Genomic DNA, 25,173 nt, shown 5'->3' with positions numbered 1-25,173 from the left:
CGATGCGACGAACCGAGCGGAATTGTCGCAAACGACCCCGGAAATAGAAGGGGCGGCACCTATTGGGGGGAACAGGTGCCGCCTCGGTGTCGTGAGGATTGGGGGGAATCACATCACGCCACTTGCCCGAAGTTCATTCAGGCGCATCAGAAGTTTACGACACGATCGTCGCAGCGCAACCCTCAATGTCCTCATTTTTGTGGACACGCACGAATCCTGCGCGCTCGGCGCGACGACGCATCCGCATCCCCGCCCTCCGACGATATGACATCGCTCGTCGCAACGCGAGAGCACGTTGCTATGAAAGAGGTATCGTCGCATTCGGGCGCGTGCATCGCCCACAGCCAGACGCAAGGGAGCGCTACGAGAGCATGAACGTGCAGATCGATCACAACCTCGAGGAAATCCGTCGGTTCCGGCCGAGCCCGGAGTTCGCGGCGAACGCCGTGGCGGGGGCCGAACTCTACGAGGAGGCGAAGACGGATCGACTGGAGTTCTGGTCGCGTCAGGCCCGTGAGCTGCTCCACTGGCACACCCCGTTCACCCGGTCGCTGGACTGGTCGAACCCGCCGTTCGCGACCTGGTTCGACGACGGCGAACTGAACGTGGCCTACAACTGCCTCGACCGGCACGTGCTCGCCGGCAACGGCGACCGCATCGCGCTGCATTGGGAGGGCGAGCCCGGCGACAGCCGCTCGATCAGCTACGCCGAACTGACCGCGGAGGTGAAGAAGGCGGCGAACCTGCTGACGAGCCTCGGCATCCGGCAGGGCGACCGGGTCGCGATCTACCTGCCGATGATTCCCGAGGCGGTCGTGTCGATGCTCGCCGTGGCCCGCATCGGCGCCATCCACTCGGTCGTCTTCGGCGGATTCAGCCCCGACAGCCTGCACTCGCGCATCCTCGACGCCGAGGCGAAGCTCGTGATCACGGCCGACGGCGGCTACCGCAAGGGCCGTCCGTTCGCCCTGAAAGAGGCGGTGGATGCCGCGCTCGAGAAGAGCGAGACGACCGTCGAGAACGTGCTCGTCGTGAAGCGCACCGGCCAGGACGTGGCTTGGACCGGGGGCCGAGACCTCTGGTGGAGCGACGAGCTCGCCCAGGTCGACGCCGACCACGAGGCGAAGCCCTTCCCCGCAGAGAACCCGCTGTTCATCCTCTACACGAGCGGAACGACCGGCAAGCCCAAGGGCATCCTGCACACGAGCGGCGGCTACCTCACGCAGACCGCCTTCACCCACAAGGTCGTCTTCGACCTGCACCCCGAGACGGATGTCTACTGGTGCACCGCAGACGTGGGTTGGGTCACCGGCCACAGCTATGTGGTCTACGGTCCCCTCGCCAACGGCGCCACGCAGGTGATCTACGAGGGAACGCCCGAGACGCCCTACCCCGGCCGGTGGTGGGAGATCATCGACAAGTACCAGGTGTCGATCTTCTACTCGGCGCCCACCGCCATCCGTTCGTTCATGAAGCAAGGGCGGCACATTCCGCAGCGGTTCAGCCTGCGCAGCCTGCGCCTGCTCGGTTCGGTCGGCGAGCCCATCAACCCCGAGGCATGGATCTGGTACCGCCACGTGATCGGCGGCGGCTCCATTCCAGTGGTCGACACCTGGTGGCAGACCGAGACCGGCGCCATCATGATCTCGGCGCTGCCCGGCGTGACCGACCTGAAGCCGGGCTCGGCGCAGGTGGCGATTCCCGGAATCTCGATCGACATCCTCTCGGATGATGGCACGCCCGTCGAGGGAACGGATGGCGGCCTGCTCGTGATCACCGAGCCGTGGCCCTCGATGCTGCGCGGCATCTGGGGCGACCCGGAGCGGTTCAAGGAGACCTACTGGGAGAAGTTCGGCGACAAGTACTTCGCCGGCGACGGCGCTCGACGGGATGCGGACGGCGACATCTGGCTGCTCGGCCGCGTCGACGACGTGATGAACGTGTCGGGTCACCGCCTCTCGACGGCCGAGATCGAGTCCTCGCTCGTGGCGCACGACATGACGGCCGAGGCCGCCGTGGTCGGAGCCTCCGACGAGACGACCGGGCAGGCCGTGGTGGCGTTCGTGATCCTCAAGGAGCGTCACGCCCGCGATCTGACCCCGGCAGAGGCATCCGAGGTGCTGCGACTGCACGTGGCGCAGCAGATCGGCGCGATCGCGCGGCCCCGCCAGGTGTTCATCGTGAACGAGCTGCCGAAGACCCGGTCTGGCAAGATCATGCGGCGCCTGCTTCGCGACCTCGCCGAGGGACGCGAGGTGGGCGACACGACGACCCTGGCCGAGACCTCGGTGATGACCTCGATCATGGAGCAGGTGCGGTAGGGGGCTGGGGCCGCGGCCGCGGCCGCAGCGAGGCCCCGCTTTGCAGGAGATCGACGGATGCGGAGGATCAGCTCTGCCTATGACGTCCTGTGATCCGCACGATCTCCTGCAAAGCGGGCCGCAATGGTGCCGGTCGATCGGCCGGCCACAGGTGTAGCCGCTGCGCCATAGCCGACAAAATCTGCGCCTCGGCCCTCGGCCAGCGATCGAGTACGTCACGGGTGCCGTAGCGCAGAACGTGGTAGCCCTGCAGCTCGAGTCGTGCGTCCTCCTCGCGATCCCGGTGACGCTGGGCCGGGGTGGAGTGGAACGCGTCGCCGTCGAACTGGAGCGCCAAGCACTCGCCGATCAGGCCATCGACATCGTGACCGTCGATGCGTACTTGCGGCACCATCTCGATGCCTCGGCGACGGAGCCGTACCCGCGGTAGCGTCTCGAGGCCACTATCCGCCCGGCCGTCACTGTCGGCCACCACCTCGGCGAACCGGCCGCCGACGACCGACGCCAACTGCAGCAGCTGCCCGCGTCGCACGAGCTTCTTGTTCAGAGCCGAATCCACGACCGCAACCGCGTTCTCGTGAGGCTGGCATTCCGAGACCCGGATGAGCACCGTCTCGATGGAGTCGATCGCCACCCGAGCAGTCGTGGCGACGATCGGTCTGGCCCAGTGCAACGTCATCGTGCCGTCAGTCTCGCCCTGCCGCGTGCGCCCCGCCGTCGGCGGAACCGCAACGTGGAAGTGGCCGTCATCGATCATCCACAGTTCCCAGTGTCGTGCTGCACTTAGGCAGGTCAGGCGACCACCGGCGAGGACTGCCCGGATGAGCGCGGGCGGGCACTCGGGAACCGAGAACCAGTCACGGCGCACGCGCCGGAGGCGCCCCTCCGAGACCGCCTTCTTGACCTGGTAGCTGGTGAGACCTGCCTCCCAGAGGCGAGTGCGGTGTGCGATCTTGCCGAGAGAGGTCACGACCAGCGCAGCATCCATGGGCATGATCGTCCCTCAGCCGCTCGACCCTTCGGTCGCCTCATGGTGCCCTGTGGATAGGACGCGACGTTTGCGGCCTTCTGGAGGAGAGGAGATCGTGCGCTTTGCAGGACCGACTCGCCGCGCAGCATCCTGCACACCCGCCGATCTCCTGCGAAGCGAAGGCCGGGCGGCGGGGGCCGCGCCCCCCTACGCGAACGCGACGATGAGCTCCACCTCGACCGGTGCGTCGAGCGGCAGCACCGCGACACCCACGGCCGAACGCGCGTGGCGGCCGGCGTCGCCGAAGATCTCGCCGAGCACCTCCGAGGCTCCGTTGATCACGCCCGGCTGACCGCTGAACGAGGGGTCGGATGCGACGAACCCCGTCACCTTCACGACCTGCGTCACACGATCGAGCGACCCGATCGCATCCTCGACCGCGGCGAGCGCATTGAGCACCGACTGACGCGCGTAGCCCTTCGCATCCGATGCCGGAACGAGCCCGTCGCCGTCGCCCACCTTCCCCAAAGCCGGCAGCGCGCCGTCCACGTACGGCAGCTGCCCCGCCGTGTAGACGAAGTTGCCGCTCACGACCGCGGGCACGTAGGCGCCGGCGGGCGTCGCAACGGCGGGCAGGGTGATGCCGAGTTCGGCCAGACGATCGCTCACCGCACCCATCAGTAGCCGCCCTCGAAGGCAGTGGCTGCGGATGCCGCCGCGCGGGCACCGGCGGATGCTGCGTGCGACTCCTCGGCGCCCACCGGGCGCTTCAGGTAGGCGACGAGCCCGCCCTCGGGCCCGGTGACGACCTGCACGAGCTCCCAGCCGTCGGCTCCCCAGTTGTTGAGGATGGCGGCGGTGCTGTGCACCATGAGCGGGGTGGTGACGTACTCCCAGGCGGGCATTGCGTGCTCCTTGAACGAGGCCGCAGGAGCGCGACCCGCCCTGCAACAGCTGTGAAAAGATGAGAAAGGCGCGACAAGCGCACCGCCCAAGCGGTTTATCAGTTTGTTCCTTTAGGCTCCACTATATGTCTGCCCAAAAACGTACGACCAGCGGTGTGCTCGGAGGCTTCCTCGCCCTCCTCGGCATGAGCGCGGTCGCTGGAGTGCTCGTCACGGCAGCCGTGACCCCTGCGATCGCCGTCAGCGGCATGGCCGCCACGAGCGGTATCAACATGTTCGAGAACCTGCCGAGCTACCTCAAGATCGACGCGCTCGCCGAGAAGACCAACATCTACGCCACCCGCTCCGACGGAAGCACCGCGCTGCTGGCCTCGTTCTTCGACCAGGACCGCGAAGAGGTCGGCTGGGATGCCATCTCGCAGTTCGCGAAGGATGCCGCGGTCGCCGGTGAAGACCCCCGCTTCTACGAGCACGGCGGCGTCGACCTCCAGGGCACCATGCGCGCCCTCGTCTTCAACGCGGCAGGCCGCGACGTGCAGGGTGGTTCCTCCATCACGCAGCAGTACGTGAAGAACGTGCTGGTGCAGAAGGCGGAGATGAGCGCCAAGACCGAGGCAGAGCTGCAGAAGGCCTACGACAAGGCCACCGAGGTGAGCGCCGACCGCAAGCTCAAGGAGATGCGCCTGGCCATCGGCCTCGAGAAGGAGTACTCGAAGGACCAGATCCTTCAGAGCTACCTCAACATCGCCGGCTTCGGCGGCCGTGTCTACGGCATCGAGGCAGCGAGCCAGTACTACTTCGGTGGAGCGCACGCCAAAGACCTCACCGTCGAGCAGGCCGCATCGCTCATGGCGATCGTGAACAACCCCGAGAAGTTCCGCCTCGACCGCCCAGACAGCGAGGCGAACGGCGCGAACACCGTCGTCAAGGGCCAGCCCGTTCCCTACGCGCAGACCAAGGAACGCCGCGACTACATCCTCGACAAGATGCTCGAGTACAAGAAGATCACCAAAGAGCAGCACGATGCGGCCGTGGCCGCTCCCGTCGCGCCGGTGATCACGCCTCCGAGCACCGGATGCTCCACCGCAGGCAACTCTGCGTACTTCTGCGACTACGTCTACTGGACGATCGTGAACGACCCCGCCTTCGGCGCCAACGAGGATGACCGCCTCACCACGCTGAAGCGCGGCGGCCTCGACATCTACACGACCATCGACCTCGACCTGCAGAACGCGGCCCAGTCGGCGATCGACGACAATGTGCCCTACACCGACCCCCGCGTCGACGTGGGCTCCAGCGCCGTCTCGGTGCAGCCCGGCACCGGCCGCGTGCTCGCGATGGCGCAGAACAAGTACTTCAGCAACGACCCCGAGGTTCTGAACCAGGGCCCGCAGTACAGCGCGGTCAACTACAACACCGACTTCGACTACGGCGGATCGAGCGGATTCCAGCCCGGTTCGACGTACAAGGTGTTCACCCTCGCCGAGTGGCTGAAAGAGGGCCACTCGCTCAACGAGACGGTGGATGCCCGCCGTCGCGCTGACTGGGGAACCTTCCGCGACAGCTGCAACGGCCCGCAGCACGACCCCACCTGGAGCCCCAAGAACGACGAGGGCGGCAACGGTGGCATGTGGACGGCGCTCTACAACACCCAGAACTCCGAGAACACCGGATTCATCGCCATGGCCAAGCAGCTCGACCTGTGCGGCATCCGTCAGACCGCGCAGACGTTCAACGTGCACCGCGCCGACGGAACCACGCTGCTGCAGAGCCCGGCGACCATCCTCGGCACCAACGAGATCGCGCCCGTCACCATGGCGGAGGCCTTCGCCGGCATCGCCGCGAGCGGCATGGTCTGCAAGCCCATCGTGATCGACAAGATCGTGAAGCAGGACGGCTCGGAGATCACTCCCCCGTCGGCCGAGTGCGGCCAGCAGGTCGACCCGAAGATCACCGCGGGAATGGCGTACGCCATGCAGCGCGTGATGACCGCGGGTACCGCCACCTCGTCGTACTCGCGCACGAGCCCCAAGGTGCCGATGATCGGTAAGACGGGTACCTCCGACAACAACGAGGCCACCTGGATGAGCGGCGCGAGCACCAAGGTCGCCACCGTCGTCGGCGTCTACAACGCCAGCGGCCACGTCGACATGCGCAAGACCTACTTCAAGGGCACCCAGGCGGCCGTGCTGCGTCACGCGATCTGGCCGCGCATCATGTCGGTTGCGAACGCCAAGTACGGCGGAGACGCCTTCCCCACGGTCGATGCGTCGTCGCTCAAGAGCGTCTCGGCCACGATTCCGGATGTGCGGGGCAAGTCGCCGCAGGAGGCTCAGCAGCTCATCGAGTCGGCCGGCTTCAGTTACGCCGACGGCGGCGCGCAAGACTCCGAGCTGCCCGCCGGCGTGGTGTCGGGTACCAACCCCTCCGGTAACGCGGCCCGCGGATCGCTCGTGACGGTGTACACCTCCAACGGCGCCCTCACGTCGCAGGTTCCCGCCCTCGATCCCGACCCGAACAAAGCCAAGCAGCAGCTCGGCGCGGTCGGCCTGCAGGGCAACTTCACGCCCGTCGACACCGCCGATCCCTCGAAGTTCGGCAAGGTGATCAGCAGCGACCCGGCAGCGGGAACCTGGCTCAAGCCCGGATCTGCCGTCACCGTCACGGTCGGCAAGGGCGGCGGAAACGGGAACGGCGGATAGTGCCGCAGCCCCGCACTTCCAGTGGAGCCGCCGTGGCCGTCACCGTGACGGCCGCGGCGGCTCTTGCCGCCCTCGTGTGGGGAACCCTCGTCGAGCGCACCATGTTCACGCTGCGCGAGGTGCGGGTGCCAGTTCTCCCCGTGGGATCCACGCCCATCCGCGTTCTGCATCTCAGCGACCTGCACATGGCGCCGTGGCAGCGCGACAAGCAGGAGTGGATCCGCTCGCTCGCCGACCTGAACCCCGACCTCATCGTCGACACGGGCGACAACCTCGGTCATGAAGACGGGGTACGCGGTGTCGCGTATGCCTTCGAGCGCTTCCGCGGCATCCCGGGCGTCTTCGTGAACGGATCGAACGACTACTACGGTCCGACCGCGAAGAACCCGCTGCGCTACTTCGGCGGTCCGTCGAAGCACTCGCACCGCGCGGCTCGCCTCGACACCCAGGCGTTGCTCGACCAGTTCGCCGAGCTCGGCTGGATCGACCTGAACAACGCGGCCGGCACCCTCGACATCCGTGGCACGCACTTCGAGTTCTTCGGCGTCGACGACCCGCACAAGCATCTCGACCGTGCCGAGCTCATCACGAGCGCCATCGACGAGCTGCGCTCGAACGACCCGCTCGGCGACGAGACCTGGCCCGACCACGGCCGCCCGAAGAAGGCGACGTCGAAGAAGGCAGCGTCGACAACGACGACGGATGCGCGCGCCACCGTGACCGTGGGCGTGACGCATGCGCCCTACCAGCGCGTGCTGAACTCGTTCGTCACGCACGGAGCTCAGGTGATCTTCGCCGGTCACACGCATGGCGGTCAGGTGTGCGTGCCCGGCTTCGGTGCACTGGTGACCAACTGCGACATTCCGCGCAAGCAGGTCAAGGGACTCTCGACGTGGTGGCACGGGGTGCGCAGCGCGTACCTCAACGTGTCGGCCGGCCTGGGAACCTCCATCTACGCGCCGGTGCGGTTCGCCTGCCCGCCCGAGGCGACGTTGCTCACGCTCGTTCCCGAAGACGAGCGCTGAGTTCGCTTTCCCGGAGTTGGCCGACCGGCATCCGCTGGCCGTCTTGGGCTTGGTCAAGGCTGGCGGCTTTTATCGGCTATCCTTATTGAGGCCTTCGGGCCAGGTCTCAAGACCTTCGGGGTGTGGCGCAGCTTGGTAGCGCGCCTCGTTCGGGACGAGGAGGTCGTGGGTTCGAATCCCGCCACCCCGACCACGTGAAACCGGCCTCCGCGCAAGCGGGGGCCGGTTTCGTTTAACCGCAGCGCGCGCATGGTCGCGGCCCTTCGGCAAACTCAGGGACCGCACGTTCAAGCGCGACCCACACCGCTGTTCGCTGAGCCTGTCGAAGCGTCGCGACAAGCTCAGGGACCGCACCCTCACGCGCGGCCCACACCGCTGTTCGCTGAGCCTGTCGAAGCGTCGCGACAGACCCGCGGACTCAGCCCGCTCGGCTCAGTGGTGCTCGAACTGCTGGGGAACCGGAACGCGCGTCGCACGACGCGCCGCGGCATCCCGCCGCATGCTCGTGCTGATGACCGCGCCGATGATGAGGCCGAGCACGACGGCCACGGCCAGCCAGATGCCGCCGACGAGCAGCACGATCTGCACGTTCACGACTCCTCCTCGAGCCTCATACGGACGAGGGCAATGAAGGCTCCCCCACATGAATTGTAAGCGACATCGGCGCAATCAGCTGCCACCGCGCGCCACCTGTGAAGAGCGCGGATGCCGAGCCGCTAGTCTCGAACGATGAAGCTGCCGGCCCGCGCCACCCTCATCGCGCTCGCGGCCTTCGTGGTCTATCTCGTGACCCTCGCTCTCATCGCGTTCTGGCCCACCCACGTCGACCAGGGACTGACCGGACCCATCGACCGCGCCCTGCACTGGTTCCACCTTCTGGGCCTGAGCTGGGTGACCTACGGACTCATCGAGGCGAGCGCGAATGTAGTGCTGTTCGTGCCGTTCGGCGTGCTGCTCACCGTACTGCTCGGCGCACGGCGGTGGTGGCTCGCTGTGCTCATCGGTATTGCGGCGAGCGGGGTGATCGAGCTCGGTCAGGCGCTCTTTCTTGAAGGACGCACTCCGAGCTACCGCGATGTGCTCGCCAACAGCCTCGGCGGCCTGATCGGCGCGGCCCTCGCCTATGTCGTGCTCCGGATGCGCTCCCGAGGTCGGGCAGCTGTTCGGGCCGGTGCCGTCGAGGGAGCCTGAGTCTCAGCGCGGATCTTCGCTGAGCGGTTGGGTCCAGCGAGTCGGTGGCCACAACACGAGGAAGACCTGGCCCACGACATCCGCTCGCCGCACGAGTCGTAGGCAGCCCACTTCTGTGCGCGTTGTGCCTCGGCAACGCGCGACGGAGTCATCCGAGTCGGAACGGTGATCCCCCAGCACGACGTAGCTGTCGGCAGGCACCGTGTACGTGCCGAAGCATCGCTGTGAGATCTGCGGCGTCTGGCAGTCGAGTTGACCGTGCTCGAAGAGCAGGTCTTCGTACAGGTAGTGCTCGTGCAGCGGTTCACCGTTCACCTGCACCCGGCCGGTGAAGTCGCAGCACGAGATGGTGTCGCCCGGCCCGGCGATCACGCGCTTCACGAGGGTGTGGGCATTGCCGGGAACGACGCCGAAGATGTCGCCGAACCAGCCGACGATCGTACGCAGCACACTCCGCGGCACTGGCGCCTCGTCCCAGGCGTCCGAAGCGTTGAAGACCACGACGTCGCCGATGGCGGGGCCACGAGCTGCACCGCCGGCGTAGGCGAGCCGATTCACCAGCACGCGGTCGCCCTCCTGCAGCGTCTGCTCCATGGAGGCGGAGGGCACCTGATAGACCTTCACCCACAACGCCTGCACCAGACCGATCAGCACGATCACGGCAACGAGCTGCAGCCACGGCGACGTGAGCAGACGACGGATGCGGCTCGCCGACGGTCGCGCCTCGACCGCAGCCCATTGCTCGGCTCGGTCGCTGTCGGTCACCGCTCCACCCTAGTGAAGCGCGCCGCTTCGACCCGCCAGCCTATCGGTCACTTTCGATTCACGCGGCGGCGGGGTCGAATCGGGCGCGGCCGCCGAGTCGCCAGGTTTGTTGCGGGTCCACGTGGGGTGGTGGCTGGAACCAGACTTGGGAGTTGATGATCTTGATGATCCAGCCGTCGTGGTGGATGCGGGTGTGGCAGGGTGGGCAGAGCATGACCCCGTTGCTGAGGTCGGTGCGTCCGTGGTCGCGTTTGGACCAGAGGATGTGGTGCGCTTCGCAGTAGGCGACATCGAGCCCGCAGGAGGCGCAGCCGCCGTCGCGTTCGGCCAAAGCCAGGCGTTGGGCGCGGCTGAAGAGGCGTTTATCGCGGCCGAGGTCCAGGGGGAGGCTTGCTCCGCCGAAGACGGCGGGGATGAGTTCGGCGGTGGCGGCCATGCGCCGGATGGTGCCGGCGGAGACCGGTTGGGCCAGCCCGTCGATGGTCGCCACCCCGAGTCCATCCACCAGCGTGTGCATCTCGACGCGGGCCACGATGCTCATCGCCGGCGCTTCGGGCATCCGGCGGCAGCCCAGGGCGTGCCGGGCGATCAGGGCCAGCGCATCGGCCTGCATCTGCGGAATCGTCCGGCCATCACCGATCACACCCGGCCCCGTACCGGCCACGGCGGGGCCGCCGCCTTCCGGCGCATCGGCCGCGTTGGTGCATTCAGCGGTGTTGGTGCGGATCCAGTGGGTGACGATGCCTTCGATGGCGGCTTTCACGGCGGCGGCGGACTCGGGGTCCAGTACCGCCCGCAGGTGGGTCATGCCGTAGCTGTCGTTGCGGATCGTGCAGGCCCGGCGGGCGCGGGCTTCGGCCTCGTTGATCAGCACCCCGTCGGGGTCGAGCCGGGCTTCGGCGCGGGCGATGGCCTTCAACAGCAGGTCATAGGGCAGGGTGAGCGCCAGCGTGGCCAGCACCCGCTCGGTCTTCTCAGCCTTGACCGGGTTGCCGCGCACACCCACCCGGTCCAGCATGCCGGTGATCGCGGAGGCGGCATCCAGGGAGATCGCACCGGACGCGATGCTGCGGGCCACATGCGGGTGCGTGGGCGGCAGCCACTCCCCACTGATGGTTTGCCCGGCAGCGCAGGCTTTGCCCACCGCGAGGACCTTCGCCGCATCCGCTGCCCGGCCGCGCATGGAGGCGGCGATCAGTTGGGTCGCGTTGGCGAACCCCAGCTTCCTCGCCAGCCCCTGCGTGCCGCGTTCCCGGGCGGAGCGTTTCGCGATCTCCGCGGCGGGAGCCGTCAGCAGCGCCATCCCGTGCCGCACGAAGCTGGCGATCGCGTCGGTGACCTCCACCAACCCGGTATCGCTCATGCACTCCACCTGCTCCCCGGCACCCAGCTGCGCAACGGCACCGAAAGCGGGCAGCGCACCCGACCAGATCGCGTCGAGCGTCGCGAGCTCCTCCGCGAGAGCATCCAGGGCCGGGTTCTGCATAACTCAACAATCCCACCCCCCACCGACACTGAAACGGCAGAGAAGCCACTTTGATCAGGGAATTTCTTATCCACAGGCGCGCCCACCGCATCCACGCCTGTGGAGGAGAAGTACGCCCCACCAGTGCTGGCCAGCTGCACTTTCGGAAACGCACCGGCGGCGAGCGTGCGGTCTTCCCAACGTCCGGTGGGCAACGTTGGCGTCGAGACGGCCGGTTTGCACACGAACCCGCCCGATCGGGCAACACCTTCTGCCCTGCGACCTGCGCCACGCCGCTGAACCCGCGGCCGGCACCCGACGTACTGTCACCCTGTGACAATGGGGCGGGCGTCGCCAGGACCAGGAGAATCGCGGGCGGAGCTGCTGCGGTCCGCGCGAGAGTCCCGGCACGAGACGGCCAGACAGCCCGCCGCACGATCAGACGCCGGCCCGCAGTCGGCCTTCGGTCGCATCCGTCCCCGCGAGAATGAGCGGCCGACGGCGGCGGGCCTTCGCGCGCCGTCGAGCACCGCTGCCAGCACCGCCGGCACCGCAGCCGCCGCCGACGATCTGCACTTTCTGCAGCGCACCGCCGGCAATCGTGCGGTCTCCGCCGCGCAGACGGCAACGCAGCGCACCGGCGAGAGCACGGCGCTCCAACGCGAGCCGGCCACTCCCCTGCCCATGAGCATCGAGATTCCGCAACCGGATGCCGGCATCAATAAGGTGGGATTCATCGACACGAGTGACGGAGCCAACATCCGCAGCGGTCCCATCGACGCCGGAGGCGCGGCCCTCACCGACAATCCCCTCCCGCCGGCAACCCGGGTCTTCGTCAGCGGCACCTACCCCGTGAACGCCTCGACGATGGAACCGCAGGCAGCGACGTGGTGGTACGCCACCGCGTTCACACCAGGCGGCATGGTGCGGGGGTACATCGAGGCCCGCCGCATCACGGTGGACGTTCCGAACGCGACCGCCCAGCTCTATGCCATCCAGCCGGGCGACACCGCCGAGCGCCTGGCTGTGCGGATGTTCAAGAGCGAGGTCACGGGTGGCCACGACCTGCGCTACTACGAGAACGTGCTGCTCTATGTCAACAGCAGTCTCGGCCGAAACGGAGTGCGCGGCAGCTATCAGGATCCCGGAATCTTCGGCGGCGGCGCGAACAACGTGCAGCTCGTGGCCGGCGAGCGCATCTGGTTGCCGAGCGCCGCGCACGTGATCGCCCTCGAGGGCACAGTGCCCGGCGGATCGCTCACGAACGGCCTGTATGGCGAAGTGAAGCGCATCGCCGGTCATATCGAAGACATCATGCTCAGCGTGACGGATGCCCCGAGCCACCTCGGCGAGGTCGCCGGCGAATATGCCCAGGCCATCCGCGACCACATGGTCGAGATCGTCGGCATCGTCGCGGCCTTCGTCGCCGCGGAAGCCCTCTCGGCGTTCCTCGCGGCAACGCCCACCGGCGTCGGCCAGATCGCCGCCATCGTCATTCAACTCGGGCTGGCCGCCTTCGGCGCGGCCGGCATGGTGACAGCGGTCGTCGATGCTCTCGGGCACGCGGAACAGTGGCTGACGCTCGCGTGGACCGCCGACGGAAAGGCGAACCAGATCGCATCCGCCAGTCGCGAGTTCATCAAGATGCTCGTGAGCATCGCGATGGCCGCGCTGGCCTACCTTGGCGTGAAGGGCAACTACGGCAAGGCGCTCACCATCGCGGAGTCGCTGCCGCCCATGGGTCTGCCCGCCTTCGCCGTGAGCGGCGGCGCGGCGACAGGCGGCGCAACCCCTGTCACGGGTGTCGCCATCGGACCGCCGAGCCCCTTCGGACCTGCGGGCACCTCTATGGCGATGGGCACGAGCGGCGAGGTCTCGTCGGGGGTGAACGCCCGCGCCGATGCCATCAAGCGGGCGGGCGAACTCGAGCAGCGCATCGAGGCGATCTCAGACGAAGGCCTCATGGACCGGCTGCAGCGCGTCGACCTCGACGCTCCGGATGCCGCCCGCAAGCTCGAGGCGCTCGAGCGCGACCTCTCCATCGCGGAGGAAGGCCCGCTTGCCGGGGGTGAACTCGAACCCGGCCTCTCCGACCGCCCGACCGCCGGGCGCTCGGAACCGGCCTCGACCGCATCCGGCAACTTCGCGCACGAGAACCTCGAGGTGCTGCGCAAGGAGCTCTACACGAATTCCGTGCCGAAGGAGTTTCAGCCGCAGTTGCAGTCGGGCGAGATCATCACTGCCGACAAGCTGCCCGATGGCCTGACACACGAAGCGGAGCTTGGCGTGACCGCCCGCGTCGACCGGGTCGGAACGAAGATCTACGAGATCAAGCCGAACACGGCGTCGTCCATTCGCGCCGGCTTGGAACGGATAAAGGAGTACGTTCGCCTGGCGAACGCCACGAAATTCGGCGGCCGCAGCGATTGGACGGGCGTGATCGTGATCTACGACGCGAAGGCCGCCCGCGGCTACATTCCGTAACGGGCATCGATCGCGGGCATGAAAGAGCGGCCCCGGCCGAAACCGGGGCCGCCTTTGAATCAGCGACTACGCGTGTGCGCGGTTGCGACGCACGATGCTCAGCACGACGACCAGGGCGATGCCCAGTACGACGGCCCCACCGGCGCCCCAGATGAGCAGCATCGGGGCGTTGTAGCCCGTGCTGGAGAGTCCGTAGCCGGAGCTGTTGGAAGAGCCCGCTCCGGTGCCACCTGCTCCGCCGGCGGTCCCGGTTCCACCGGTGCTGCCGCTGCCGACCGTGGTGTCAGCCGGCGTGACCGTGAGGGTACCGACCGAGACGACGTTGGTCGTGGTCGCGGTGATCGTGAAGGTGCCCGGAGTGTTCGACGATGCGCCGACGCTGACCGCGCCGCTGGCATCGGTCGTCTTCGTCACCGAGGGAGCCGCCTTGAAGACAGCGACATCCGCGCCGCCTCCGGTGATGGTGACGGATGCGTTGGCGTCGAGGTTGATGAAGTTCAGGGTGCCGACTTCGCCTGCCTTAACCGTGACGCTCGGGCCCTGGCTGGCGTACGTGGCGGCCAGGGCGCCAGCGGCCGGAATTCCGACGAGCGCTGCTGCAGCGATCGCGATTGCAATGATCTTCTTCTTCATAAGTGTGTGTGCCCCTCAAGCGTCGCTGTCGTTCCCAACGCACTCGCGTCGATACATGACTTTTTCAGAATAGGGCACTTTCGCAGGTGAGCGCCAATGAGGAAGGTCTCATCGCACGCAATAAAGGCGTGATTTCGAGGCCGATCCCCGTCTTTTGGGGGTCTCCACCAATGAATCCGAACTGGAAAGTTGCGCTTTCGCCGGGCATCAGTTGGCTCGACACCTTGCTCAGCGTGTACCCCTTTTCGACCGTGGGGTGGTAGCCGGTGGGCTGACTCTCTTTCATGACGCCCTGGTTGTACGAGCCGGGGGGCCCGTAGACGGCGATAGTCGTACGGATGCCGCCGACCGGCACGTCGCTGTTGTCGCCGCCGCCGGTGACGTATTCGGGCAGCGACGTCGCGGCATCCGCCGGCGCCGTGTTCTTCAGCGTCACCCACATCTCGTAGTAGGGCAGCCGGTCGTTGCGACACACTTGATGGGCCGCCTTGACCGAGACGTCAAGGTAGGTGTCCATCTTCGAGCCGGTCTCGTCGTCGAGGTAGATGCCGAAGGTCTCTTTCGGTCCCCGGGTGGCCGGGAGGTCCCCCGCCAGCGTGGTACCCGTCAGAACCTTCTGGTCTTCAGCATGCGCGCTCCACACGAACACCCGCCGTTCTTCGCCGCTCTGCGCGAGCGCATCGATGAGCTTGATCGGATCGACATTGCCCGACGCGACGGCTGAGAACACGGATGCGGCGGCGCTCGCGAAGAACGCATCCTGCTGCTTCGGATTCGGGTAGCGCGCGTAGACGTCGCTCAGGAGCAGCTGCACGGCGTTTTCGCTGGTCAGCACATCACCGCTCGGGAGCGTGATGGGACCAGTCGCCACAAGCAGATGGCTGAGCACCACCGGATCCGCCGAGAGCACGCCATCAACCTCGACGCCGAACTTCTGCCTCCACATTTCGCGGGCGATCTGCCCGGTCAGCGGGAACTGGGGCGTGAATGTGATGTCCTGCATGTACGACGCCGTATTGTCGCCCCACAACGCGCGAGTGTCGAATGGCAGCTTCATCACGGGTGGGACGAACTTCGGAAAGTCCGCTGAGCTGGCCTGCTGCGTCAGGTTGAAAGTTCCATCATCGGCGTGCAGAAGAGCCAGCGCACCCGGGATGCCTCCGTTCGACCTCAGTTCCGCATTGTTCTGGAACAGCACGAGATAGTTCCGCGGGCCGCCGGCACCGAGCATCGGCGGAATCAGCTGCACCGCCCGGTTGAGCGCGCTGATGCCGTCAGTGGCGTCGGTGAGTTGCTTGGCGTAGGTAGCGCGGGCTTCCGCCAGCGGCCCGACGACAGGCAGGGAGTCAATGGCTGACAGTCGCTGCTGAGCTGCCGTCAGCGTGGCCGAGGCCTTCGCCAGACTCGGCTGCGCAGCAACCAGCGGCTGCAGGTTCACCCGGCCGTTCACCGGCTTGAAGTCGCTCAGGGCGATGGTTCCCGCAAGTTCGCCCAGCGGCTGAACCGCGCCCTTCGCTACGCCGTCGACCGATGCCGCGAGTTCCCGAACCACGGTGAGGTTGGGACCGACCAAAGGAAGCGATTCCGCCCCGAGCCACACGGGATCACTCGTGAGGGATGCCGCCCAGGCAGCGCGCTGCTGCAACTCGGCACCGTCGGCAGCGGCAGCATTGCCCTTGCCCGCGAGCACATCAGCTTTCATGTGCGACGCGAGTGGCACTGCCGCTTCGAGCTCACCCTTCGCGAGCCACCCTCGCACGCCGACCCACGCAGCCAAACCCACCACGACGACAAGAATGCCAAGCACGGAATAGAGCACGATGCGGCGGCGATTGGCCGTTCGCCGCCGTTGGTGTCGTCGCGACGCGCGCTCACCAGCGGTGTCGGAGCGAGAGGCCATTCGTCAATTACACCAGAGCAAAGCTGATCGCCTGGCGAGTCGACCTCTTAGGAACGCGCCACCTCACTCGGATCGCATCGGGCAGGTAATTGCCGAAACCACTTCTGCAGTTAGGCTCAGGGAATGTTCGACCTGCCAAGGGAGCATCCGTGATTGCGCAGGCCGCAAGAGAAGGCTCGAGGCTGCCTAGTCTCGATGGGCTTCGGGGGCTCGCCTCCGTCGTTGTCGTGCTCCATCACGCATTGCTGACGGTGCCCGCGTTCGCTCGCGTGTACTTTTCCGCTGCCCTCGGACAGATAGGCCCCATCACCACTATTGCTGCGTATACGCCACTGCACCTCCTCTGGGAAGGAGGAACTGCCGTCTACGTCTTCTTCATCCTCAGTGGGGTGGTACTCACGCGTTCAGTAAAGACGCCAAACATGTCGTATTGGATCTCTTACTATCCACGGAGGCTTTTGCGCCTGTATGGTCCGATCTGGGCCGCGGTGGCTCTTGGAGGTCTGACAATCCTCGCCATCCCCCGATTTCATTCGCAGGGTCTCGGCCCGTGGATTAACGCCCGACCCCTGTCGTACGACGCCCATGGACTGCTACTTGACGTCTCGCTCGTATTCGGCAATTCCGATGTCATCAGCCCACTCTGGACATTGCGCTGGGAAATCTTGTTCTCGATCCTCTTGCCTGTCTACATCACGCTCGCGCGCATCCGTATGCGTTTTCACCTTGAGGTCTGGCTGCTGATCCTTCTACTTGCCGTCGCGGCCGTCTTAGATATGGAAGCGGTCGTATACCTGTGCACCTTCGGTCTCGGAGTGCTGATCAGCTCGAATTGGGACTGGCTCAGCGCCTACCTTCGGCCGCGTTCAGACGCCCTGCGCCTGTGGATACCGATCATCGTGTCGTCAGTGCTGTTGGGGAGCACGAGGTGGCTACTTCTTGCGGCCGGTGTAGACGCGAACGTCGCGCGTGCCTTCCGGTGGGTCGCCATCGCGGGCGCACTCGGTTTTGTTGTCAGTGCATGCTTTTGGGACGGTGCCAGGCGCACGCTCAGCACCAGAGGGGTTCTTTGGCTCGGCGCCATCTCCTTCAGCCTTTACTTGGTTCACGAACCGATCGTCATTGGAGTTCGGTTGCTTATGCAATCAGCAAGCCCGTGGCTTGCTCTTTGCGTGTCCGTGCCCGTTGCTTTCAGTGTGGCGTGGCTTTTTTACAAGTTCATCGAGTCCCCGATTCACCGGCTGTCGCGGACGATCGGCCAGTGGGCGACTCGATCTCTGGGCAGTCGCACGCAGGAAACTAAGGGATCCAACCACCGATCTCCGCGATGAAGACGGCGGGATTGCCACCGACGCTGCTCCGCTCGGGAAAACGAGAGTATGGCGAGATCACGGCACCAGCGCCGACTACGGAGTCAGCACCGATTGAGACCCCCTTCAGGATTATGGAGCCGGTACCGACGAGCACTCGTGACTCGATCCTGACCGGGGCGGTCATCGACCGCACCGTGCCGTTCGGGCGACGTATGGCGTGGAAATCCGAGTCGAGTATCTGGCACTGCCACGAAACCCGAGTACCCTCCCCGATATACAGACCGGTCATGACATTGACAACCGTTCTACTACCGACGGAGGCACCTGGCATAAGGGTGAACTTGGCCCCCTCATGCACGTATATGCGGCTCCGGTTGCGGATCACCGATCCAGCGCGAAGGTCATATTCCCCCCCACCGGTCAAGCGGGCCCCCCATTCGATACGCACGCCCCAAACGCCGGTACGGAGAAATCCTCGAGCCAGTTGTAGAGCTCCCCTGACGATGCGAGCGGCGTTCACCAGAGCACGACGTCTCGGAAATAAGCGGTTCGATGGGCCGCTTCGGCCTTCGATTGAGCCCCCACGCGGATGGAATACATATCTATGACCGATCGAGAACGGTAGAAGGAGAAGCACTAACCGGCTCTGAATGGCGGGCCTGGAAGACCGCCCAAACCGCCATGCCAATCAGGATCATCCAGAAGATCGAAAGGTTGAGCCAGGCGTGAAGCGCAACGGTCAGTCCATTCAGGGTGAGACCGACGAGGGTCAGGCTGAGCGCTGCAAAGCCTCGGTACAGCGCCCTACCGGATACCCATAGGACGATCGAGAACGCAATCAACCCTAGAAACCCCCATTCAGCGGCAAGGAGCACGGGCTCAGCATCGACCGTGACACTTACATCGCGAATGCCGAGGTACTGGGAGTAAATCAGCCATGAGCCGGGTGGCAGTCCCGACGGACCGTACCCGAACGGCGCTGAACGCAAGATGTTCGGAAGAAGCGCGTACACCGCGGTTCGATAACCGGAGCTGTACTCATCGACCGTCCCTCCGCTGATGTCGGTCGACCAGACGGTCGTGGATAGGAACCCTCCAGCGAGCGCGAACGCCGCTACAGCGAGTGTCGTCCACCGACTGGTCTTCCGAATGCCGGGGAAGATCGCGAAAACGGCAATGACAGCACCGACCACGATCGGCCCTAGCGACCCTGTGGTCACAATCCCGATGAATAACAGCGCAATCAGGGCAACCTTAAGCCGTCTGGACACGAGTTCAGCGGAAGCGCCAATGGCGGCCGTGAGGATGACTCCCAAGATGATTGGGTGGAATTGGCCGGCTGTGGCCCTGATGACGTCGTTCTGCAAGAAAGTCTCGTAACCGAAGGCGCTTCGTCTCATTGCGAATTCGATGGTCGCGAGCAGAGCGAGAATCGCCGCTGTAATTCGGAATGCCGACAGAAATGAAGGAACGAGGCCGTTGCGAGCGGTTTCGATTCCCGCAAGTATGCCCAGGGGAACCACGAAGAAGTATAGGAAAGCTCCCCCGAAGGCGCTCAGTCCGAGGACCTGCTGCATCAGCAACGCGACCGCCCACAACGCCGGTCCTCCAAGGAGCGATAGCAGAAGAGGCCTCGAGAAGGCGCCTCCGACAGCACTGAACGAGATACCGATGAGGTAGATGAAGGTCGCCAGCGCTATCGCCACGGGTAGCGGGAGTAACTGACCAATCGGATAAGGGACCGCGACTACCGCCAATAGGACAAAATAGCCGATCCAGGTTTGAGTGCGGACGCGGGGCGAGGCGGCCAAGTGCTGAATGGGCGACACAGGCTCGAACGCAGATGAGGCCGGGCGAGGGAGCGGTGAAGGCTCTACCTTCTTCATGTCACCCTTCCCGCCTCATGCACTTGTACTCCGTGCAGGCGCTCGACAATTCTTGAAGCGCAATAACCCGGCCATCTACCATCCCGAAAGGCCCAGCAGCACTGAAGCCGCTACCACGAGGGCGCCTAACACCCCGAGACTTCGCGAGCCGAGTGAATATCCAGAGACGGCCAACGTCGCCCCCTGGGAACCCATGAACGCTCCAAAGTACCCCGTGACGCTTGGATGGAGAGTAAGCGTGACAGCAATCGTAATCGACACAAGTAGGTCGACGACGACCTTGGTAAGGAGCGCCCGCGAAAGCCGTTGAGCATTCATCTCACGGATGATCAGCGCACCGGCCGTAATGAGCAGCAGCCAAGCGAGGGCAACGAGAACATAACTCAGTGGCTGGAGTGTGCTGCCTTTCCAGACATGTGCGATGACGGCAAGGGCAATCAGTGCAGTGCCGAATATTGCTAGAAGCACGGGCCACCGAAGATGCAGTCGGTGTTCTTGGACCCAGTTGTACTTCACCATCAGGATGGAATTGACGCCCAGGCTTACGAACGAGTTCCCGAGCTTCGTGGACAGATAGAGGAAGTAGGGCAAACCGACCGCCAGTCCGACAACGGCGGCCATATAGAACGACGGCAAGATGGAACTCGTTATTACGCCAAGAGCGAGAGCGACGGTCTGGAGGGTGCTTGGGTGGCGGCTTTCGGAGAGGTTCTCCGGCGCACCGTCGTGCATACGCATCCGCCTGAACGACACGATCAACATGACCAGAGCGGCCAACGCCCAAGCCAAGCCGGGGATCGTCACTTCCCAAACGGTCCGCACGCCACTGGAGAACAGGGCAGTGGCTCCAACGGCGATGAACAGCGCTGCGTTTGGAGCCACAGTGACGCCAGCGAGTAGATTCGGTCGGCCCAAACATGCCTCCCGAACAGCGATTACGCCGCCGGCACTCAGAAGGGCCCCGCCGAGGCCGAAGGAAGCTATAACCACCGCTCCCTCGTTGATGGGAAGCCGGTCAAAAAGACCTTGCCCCCTCAGGAGGAAGAACAGAACCGTTGCGATCCCGATTGAGAAGAGCGCTGCTAAGCCAGCCCACAGCCTCCATCCTCTGAAGTTAGGACGGCCGATCGCAAGGTTATAGACAATGCCGACGACGATGCCCGTGAGACTCGCCAGACCCATCTGCGTTGCGGCAGCGTAAAGGTCTGCGGTTGCAAGGCCCAACGTAGGCAGGATCAGGGTGGACCCGGCAGACAACAGCTGGGAGGCGAATGTCAATGCCATCACGGGGCCGAATCTGCGAAGGCGCGCAGGGATCCACCCCTTACCCCTTCTGCGAAGTGGCGCCGTCAATGCAACGTCCGACTCGTGGGTCATCGCCTTTGTTCCGTCGGGGTCCGGCAGTCCCTTAACGCGGAGTCAAGGACATCACAGTACGCATCCATATTGAACGTCGATGCAAGCGTGCGCGCTCCACCAATACTCTGGGACCGGGCATCATGGATGGTAGAAACGAGCAGTTTTACCGAGAGGTTGGCTAGGGTCCGCCCGGCTCCGGTCGACTCGATTTCATAAGGAAATGCCGTCGAGCGGTTGACGATCACCGGCTTGTCCAGCGCGATTGCATCGGCCACTTCTGTCAGCCCGGCCATGGTCTCGCCGTGGCAAATCGGAATGACGACGGAGCGGGCGGCCTTCATCGCGGCAATGATCTCGACGTAGTCATACTGACCGCGCGTGACGTGGGCCGCCCCATCGATGAAGACCGTCTTGGAAGAGCCGTCATAGATGACGCCACTCAAGCCTCCAAGCTCTGCTGCTGCACGCAGTGGGGTGTAATCGCGGTTGGTCTTGCCGGCAGATACGAAGTCGTACGCCGCATCCGCAGGTGGCGTCACGGTGTAAACATCCGAATCGAGTGCAGGGCCCCAAGGTGCGAATCGGAAATCCCTGATCTTCGGAAGGGAGCTACCCAATCGCGGCTGAATACTTGGAGTTAGGTACAGAACGGCATCCGCAGAACCGAGGCACCAGTGTTCCCAACGATTGCGCGGGGGGTGATGCACCACAACCACCAAGGGCCGCCTGAACCACTTGAGGGATTTTGCGAGTCCGAGGAGGGATGCCGACCGTTGGTCCGCGGCGTAGACCACGTCGCCAGGTTCCGCCGAACGCCACGTCGCTAGCTGCTGCAGTGGGTCACCCACGAGCTTCACGATGGCATTGCGCACCGCGCGTGCGACCCCTTTTCGCATCCACGAAACGTCATAGATGGAGGTCGGGAGCACCCATTCCGTATCGCCTCGGCTTCCACCCTTCGGATAGCCCCACAGATGCTGCCCAGGGTATTCCCCGTCCTGAAAGCGTTTCAGTGCTTGACGCATCGAATAGTTATTGAGCAGGAAGACGCGAGTCACACGACCACCGTCCGGCCATACATCCACCGGCCGGCTTCCAGCCGCTGACTGCTCTCAGGAAGCGACCTCAGCACCTCGCCCCGGTCAATCGGTGCTTTCACTTTTTCTTCGATGACCCGTGCGAGCTCTCCCGTGTTCGCTGACGCTTCGAGAACGCCGTGGCCGTGCGCTATTAGCCAGTCGGACAATCCTGTCTCGGCTGAGGCGACGATGGTGCATCCGTGCGATAAGCCCTCGACGATCGGCAGGCCCACTTGCTCCCTCCACGTGCCAGTGCGCTGCGAGAAGAGTACGAGCACGGCTGAAGAGCGAAGAATTTCGTGAATTTTCTCACGAGCCGGGTCAACCACAAGGTCCACACCGTCGTTTGCAGAGACCCACTCTTTCACTCGGTTCTCGAGAGGACCCTTTCCCGCGATAGTCAACCGTGCCTGTGGACGAGCCTTCTGGACAGACGGCCACGCCTCCATGACTCGCAAGAGGCCTTTGCGTTCCTCGAACGCGCCGAGAAAGACAACGCGCTCATCGACCTTGTCGTCCCCACTGCAATCGCACGCCGGCTCGAGCGCGCGAAAGTCTGCCGTCTCAGACCGATTGAGATTGCGCCGCCCGACGAGATCCTCATAATTTGCTCGAGCCCCTTGAGTTCCGAACGCAATTCGCGTGAATCCCCGGCACAGCAACCGGACAATGAAGGCCGTGACTGCATCGCTGATTCCGCGTGGGAGGTGAGTCTTGTGGGAAAAAGCAGCACGCAGGTCGGCGTTTTCGATGGCATACGTGACGATCGCGATCTTCGATCTACCGATTGATGCCAACTTGGCGGCAGCGGTGTAGACGAAGAGCTTCACCCATGCTCCCGCCATAGCCGGCTCATTGAGCTCGAGTACGTCAGGCCTGCGGCGAAGGATCATCGTTGCCGTCGCAACTGTTCCCGCTCTGACCGCACCCGTTCGAGCGGCGAGATCCAGGTCGAAGTCATAACTTTCGCCGTTATAGACGAATAGGTGGTCGGCACTTTTCACCGATCCGCGTTCAAGATGCGCGGTTCGAGCCTCTACGTAAACCTGCATCGACTTGAGCGTCACGGAGTGCTCCTCGATGGGCGGGGACCTGATTCGCCTCTGATGCCGGCGATCAAGCCCTGAACGGAGGATGAGAGACTTTCGATTCGATTCCTCCCGGCCGGGCGGAGGGTGAGCACGAGCAGGCGGAACGTCTCGATCGCCCCACGGCCGAGGAGGAGCCCGACCGTGTTAGTGGCGTCGGCGTAGACGCGGAACCGATTGCGCTGGACGTAGTAATAGAACGTCGGCCCTGGTCCGTGTCCACCCGAAGACCCGCCTTCGACATGCTCGACCACCGCCTCACGGTCGACTCCCATAGGCAGCCCGTGCTCGGTTGCACGCAAGGAAAGATCGGCGTCTTCGCAGTACAGAAAAAGGTCCTCACGGAAGCCTCCAAGGCGATCCCACGCCGCAACGGAGATGAGCGGCGCTGCCCCACTAACGAAGCTGACCGACGACACCCCGGTATCCGCAGGGGACAGCGGCTCGCCGATGCGAATATGGCGGGAACGACCTTCTCGCACCCGGAGTTCGCCCCCGCTGTACCAAACGCGTACGTCTCCTCGCCGGCCCTTCCGAACGATCATCGGGGAAAGCACAGCCCAGTCGTCGTCGACGGCCGTTCGAACCAGGCGCGCCAACGCCCCCGCCCGCACGACAACATCAGGATTCAGTATCCAGAGGTAGTCAACCTCGCCCGCGTCGCGGAGTCGTGCCGCCGCTGAATTGACTGCGGGACCGAAGCCGACATTCTCCTCACTCAGTTCGAGCTGCACCGACGGATACCCCTCGCACAGGATCGACAAAGCGCTGGCCTGCTCGCGAGTAGAGGCGTTGTCCCAGACGATCACCCTGTTGATCGGCTCTGCTGCAAGTGACTCCAGGCAGTCTGCGAGAAATTCTGTTGAGTTATGCGAGATGATCACAACGCCCACGCGCACGCTGCCGGACATGCGGTCGCCTCTCATGCGACGGACCTTTCGGTCGTCGATTTCGCTACGAGAGCGTCGATCAGTGGCGAGAGTGTTGTGTCCCACCGATATGGGCCCATGATGTCCCGAAGATGCGAGCGGTCAGGTTCGTTGCCGGCCATTTCGACCAGCTGTTCCGCGAACTTCGCCGGATCGTCAACGATCACCAGCGCCTCCGGGTCAAGCCCGTCAAGTCCGAGAGCACCTAAGGAGGTGGCAACCACAGGCGTGCCAGCTGCGAGCGCCTCGAGGATCTTGATGCGTGTACCACCAGCGGCGTGAAGCGGGGCAGTTGCGACGCGAGCGGCACCCACGAACGGCACGGTGCTTTCCACATCTGGGATGACAGCGATATCGTCGGCAACCAGCTTCAAGACCTCTGGCGAGGGTGAGCGACCGATGATCTGCAGCCGCAGCGTAGGCTTCCGGATTCTCACGAGAGGCCACACCTCTCGAGCCAGCCACACGGCGGCATCGACATTTGGGCGCCAGCCGAGGTGCGCGACGAAGACAACGGTGTCCCGACGGCCACCCTCGTATGCAAAGCTCCCCTCGCTCACTCCGTTGGGAGCGGTGACTAGGGTGGCGTGAGACTCAGCGGTATCCGTCCAGCGGTCCAGCAAAGCGCGGTCGTGAGAGCTCACGACCGAGATAACGTCGAACTCCCGGCCAACCCGCGACTCCAGACGTCGCATGCTTCGAGCTTCGTACATAGCCGCAAGGCGTTGCAGAGGCCGACTCTCGGACGCGGCGTAATTGTCCAGCAGTTCGAACTCGAGGTTGTGCATGTCTAGTACGACCGCACACTGCAGAGCGTTGCGGTAGGTGGCCAATTGGCTGAACTCTACGACTACCCATGTTGGCTTGCTCTGACGCTGATGTGTGATGTCGACCATCTGACGGATTGCAACCATGCTGAACCATTTGAGCACTGAAAGACTGAGCGTGCGAATCGTCGACTGAAACACTCGAAGGACTGCGGGCACAGCCCGCCAAAACGAACCGATCCCTGTCGCGCGTGCCGCGGACGACGCGAACGGCCGGACACCGATGGTCTCAACGTCGAATCCCGCGCTCGCGAGAGCTCGGACGACAGCGGCGACGCGTTTTGATCCACCGTCGCGTTCCTGCCGATAGTCGTTCTTCGTCACTACGAGC

At 64.7% G+C, this 25,173-nt stretch carries 21 protein-coding genes and 1 tRNA gene; 7 read left to right on the top strand and 15 right to left on the bottom strand.

Features of this window, described 5'->3' with window-relative positions:
• Window positions 1–371 precede the first annotated feature (371 nt).
• The gene (acs, locus tag WDJ51_RS09165; protein ID WP_337852147.1) at window positions 372–2,321 is read left to right on the top strand and encodes an acetate--CoA ligase; all 1,950 of its coding nucleotides are present in this window, start codon (window positions 372–374) and stop codon (window positions 2,319–2,321) included.
• Between the two features lie 67 nt (window positions 2,322–2,388).
• On the opposite strand, the gene WDJ51_RS09160 is transcribed toward acs, so the two are convergent.
• From WDJ51_RS09160 to WDJ51_RS09150, 3 genes are all read right to left on the bottom strand, one after another.
• Complete coding sequence (locus tag WDJ51_RS09160; RefSeq protein WP_337852146.1) at window positions 2,389–3,315, bottom strand: endonuclease domain-containing protein; 927 nt, start codon at window positions 3,313–3,315, stop codon at window positions 2,389–2,391.
• Window positions 3,316–3,498: 183 nt separating this feature from the next.
• Complete coding sequence (locus WDJ51_RS09155; RefSeq protein ID WP_337852145.1) at window positions 3,499–3,969, bottom strand: RidA family protein; 471 nt, start codon at window positions 3,967–3,969, stop codon at window positions 3,499–3,501.
• On the bottom strand, window positions 3,969–4,196 hold the full coding sequence (locus WDJ51_RS09150) for a hypothetical protein (protein ID WP_337852144.1): 228 nt from the start codon (window positions 4,194–4,196) through the stop codon (window positions 3,969–3,971). The genes WDJ51_RS09155 and WDJ51_RS09150 overlap by 1 nt, the downstream gene beginning before the upstream one ends.
• Window positions 4,197–4,321: 125 nt before the next feature.
• On the opposite strand from WDJ51_RS09150, the gene WDJ51_RS09145 reads away from it, so the two are divergent.
• From WDJ51_RS09145 to WDJ51_RS09135, 3 genes are all read left to right on the top strand, one after another.
• Window positions 4,322–6,898, top strand: coding sequence for a transglycosylase domain-containing protein (locus tag WDJ51_RS09145; protein ID WP_337852143.1), 2,577 nt, complete (start codon window positions 4,322–4,324; stop codon window positions 6,896–6,898).
• A gap of 32 nt (window positions 6,899–6,930) precedes the next feature.
• Window positions 6,931–7,923, top strand: a complete 993-nt coding sequence (locus tag WDJ51_RS09140; RefSeq protein ID WP_443218474.1) for a metallophosphoesterase — start codon at window positions 6,931–6,933, stop codon at window positions 7,921–7,923.
• Window positions 7,924–8,039: 116 nt separating this feature from the next.
• Window positions 8,040–8,116, top strand: a tRNA-Pro gene (locus WDJ51_RS09135).
• A gap of 239 nt (window positions 8,117–8,355) precedes the next feature.
• On the opposite strand, the gene WDJ51_RS09130 is transcribed toward WDJ51_RS09135, so the two are convergent.
• Window positions 8,356–8,517, bottom strand: coding sequence for a hypothetical protein (locus WDJ51_RS09130; protein ID WP_337852142.1), 162 nt, complete (start codon window positions 8,515–8,517; stop codon window positions 8,356–8,358).
• A 135-nt stretch (window positions 8,518–8,652) separates the two neighbouring features.
• On the opposite strand from WDJ51_RS09130, the gene WDJ51_RS09125 reads away from it, so the two are divergent.
• A complete protein-coding gene (locus tag WDJ51_RS09125; protein ID WP_337852141.1) occupies window positions 8,653–9,114 on the top strand; it encodes a VanZ family protein in 462 nt (153 codons plus the stop codon).
• A 3-nt stretch (window positions 9,115–9,117) separates the two neighbouring features.
• On the opposite strand, the gene lepB is transcribed toward WDJ51_RS09125, so the two are convergent.
• A complete protein-coding gene (lepB, locus tag WDJ51_RS09120; protein WP_337852140.1) occupies window positions 9,118–9,879 on the bottom strand; it encodes a signal peptidase I in 762 nt (253 codons plus the stop codon).
• A gap of 58 nt (window positions 9,880–9,937) precedes the next feature.
• Window positions 9,938–11,365, bottom strand: coding sequence for an HNH endonuclease signature motif containing protein (locus WDJ51_RS09115; RefSeq protein ID WP_337852139.1), 1,428 nt, complete (start codon window positions 11,363–11,365; stop codon window positions 9,938–9,940).
• A gap of 312 nt (window positions 11,366–11,677) precedes the next feature.
• Between WDJ51_RS09115 and WDJ51_RS09110 the strand changes: the two genes are divergently transcribed.
• The gene (locus tag WDJ51_RS09110; protein ID WP_337852138.1) at window positions 11,678–13,828 is read left to right on the top strand and encodes a hypothetical protein; all 2,151 of its coding nucleotides are present in this window, start codon (window positions 11,678–11,680) and stop codon (window positions 13,826–13,828) included.
• Between the two features lie 66 nt (window positions 13,829–13,894).
• Here WDJ51_RS09110 and WDJ51_RS09105 read toward each other — a convergent pair whose 3' ends face one another.
• Entirely contained in the window at window positions 13,895–14,461 is a 567-nt protein-coding gene (locus WDJ51_RS09105; RefSeq protein ID WP_337852137.1) for a hypothetical protein, read from the bottom strand.
• A 64-nt stretch (window positions 14,462–14,525) separates the two neighbouring features.
• Window positions 14,526–16,361: a DUF4012 domain-containing protein gene (locus WDJ51_RS09100; RefSeq protein ID WP_337852136.1), complete on the bottom strand. Its 1,836-nt coding sequence runs from the start codon at window positions 16,359–16,361 to the stop codon at window positions 14,526–14,528.
• A gap of 149 nt (window positions 16,362–16,510) precedes the next feature.
• Here WDJ51_RS09100 and WDJ51_RS09095 point away from each other — a divergent pair, with 149 nt between their 5' ends.
• Entirely contained in the window at window positions 16,511–17,692 is a 1,182-nt protein-coding gene (locus WDJ51_RS09095; RefSeq protein WP_337852135.1) for an acyltransferase family protein, read from the top strand.
• On the opposite strand, the gene WDJ51_RS15510 is transcribed toward WDJ51_RS09095, so the two are convergent.
• The 7 genes from WDJ51_RS15510 to WDJ51_RS09065 form a co-directional block, all read right to left on the bottom strand.
• Entirely contained in the window at window positions 17,661–17,858 is a 198-nt protein-coding gene (locus tag WDJ51_RS15510) for a DapH/DapD/GlmU-related protein (RefSeq protein ID WP_443218477.1), read from the bottom strand. The genes WDJ51_RS09095 and WDJ51_RS15510 overlap by 32 nt on opposite strands.
• Window positions 17,859–18,276: 418 nt before the next feature.
• Window positions 18,277–19,560 (bottom strand): O-antigen ligase family protein, encoded by a 1,284-nt coding sequence (locus WDJ51_RS09090; RefSeq protein WP_337852134.1) that lies wholly within the window; start codon window positions 19,558–19,560, stop codon window positions 18,277–18,279.
• A 75-nt stretch (window positions 19,561–19,635) separates the two neighbouring features.
• Window positions 19,636–20,847 (bottom strand): hypothetical protein, encoded by a 1,212-nt coding sequence (locus WDJ51_RS09085; RefSeq protein WP_337852133.1) that lies wholly within the window; start codon window positions 20,845–20,847, stop codon window positions 19,636–19,638.
• A gap of 86 nt (window positions 20,848–20,933) precedes the next feature.
• Window positions 20,934–21,977, bottom strand: a complete 1,044-nt coding sequence (locus WDJ51_RS09080) for a hypothetical protein (protein WP_337852132.1) — start codon at window positions 21,975–21,977, stop codon at window positions 20,934–20,936.
• Window positions 21,974–23,065: a glycosyltransferase gene (locus tag WDJ51_RS09075; protein ID WP_337852131.1), complete on the bottom strand. Its 1,092-nt coding sequence runs from the start codon at window positions 23,063–23,065 to the stop codon at window positions 21,974–21,976. The genes WDJ51_RS09080 and WDJ51_RS09075 overlap by 4 nt, the downstream gene beginning before the upstream one ends.
• Window positions 23,062–23,997, bottom strand: coding sequence for a glycosyltransferase family 2 protein (locus tag WDJ51_RS09070; RefSeq protein WP_337852130.1), 936 nt, complete (start codon window positions 23,995–23,997; stop codon window positions 23,062–23,064). Before WDJ51_RS09070 ends, WDJ51_RS09075 begins: the two co-directional genes overlap by 4 nt.
• Before the next feature lie 11 nt (window positions 23,998–24,008).
• The gene (locus WDJ51_RS09065) at window positions 24,009–25,166 is read right to left on the bottom strand and encodes a glycosyltransferase (RefSeq protein ID WP_337852129.1); all 1,158 of its coding nucleotides are present in this window, start codon (window positions 25,164–25,166) and stop codon (window positions 24,009–24,011) included.
• Window positions 25,167–25,173 lie beyond the last annotated feature (7 nt).

This window comes from Rathayibacter sp. YIM 133350 (genome assembly GCF_037404875.1).
In the GTDB taxonomy this organism is placed as follows: Bacteria; Actinomycetota; Actinomycetes; order Actinomycetales; family Microbacteriaceae; genus Orlajensenia.
The sequence above is the reverse complement of the archived record's forward strand: the minus strand, read 5'-3'. Positions and strand labels throughout refer to the sequence as shown.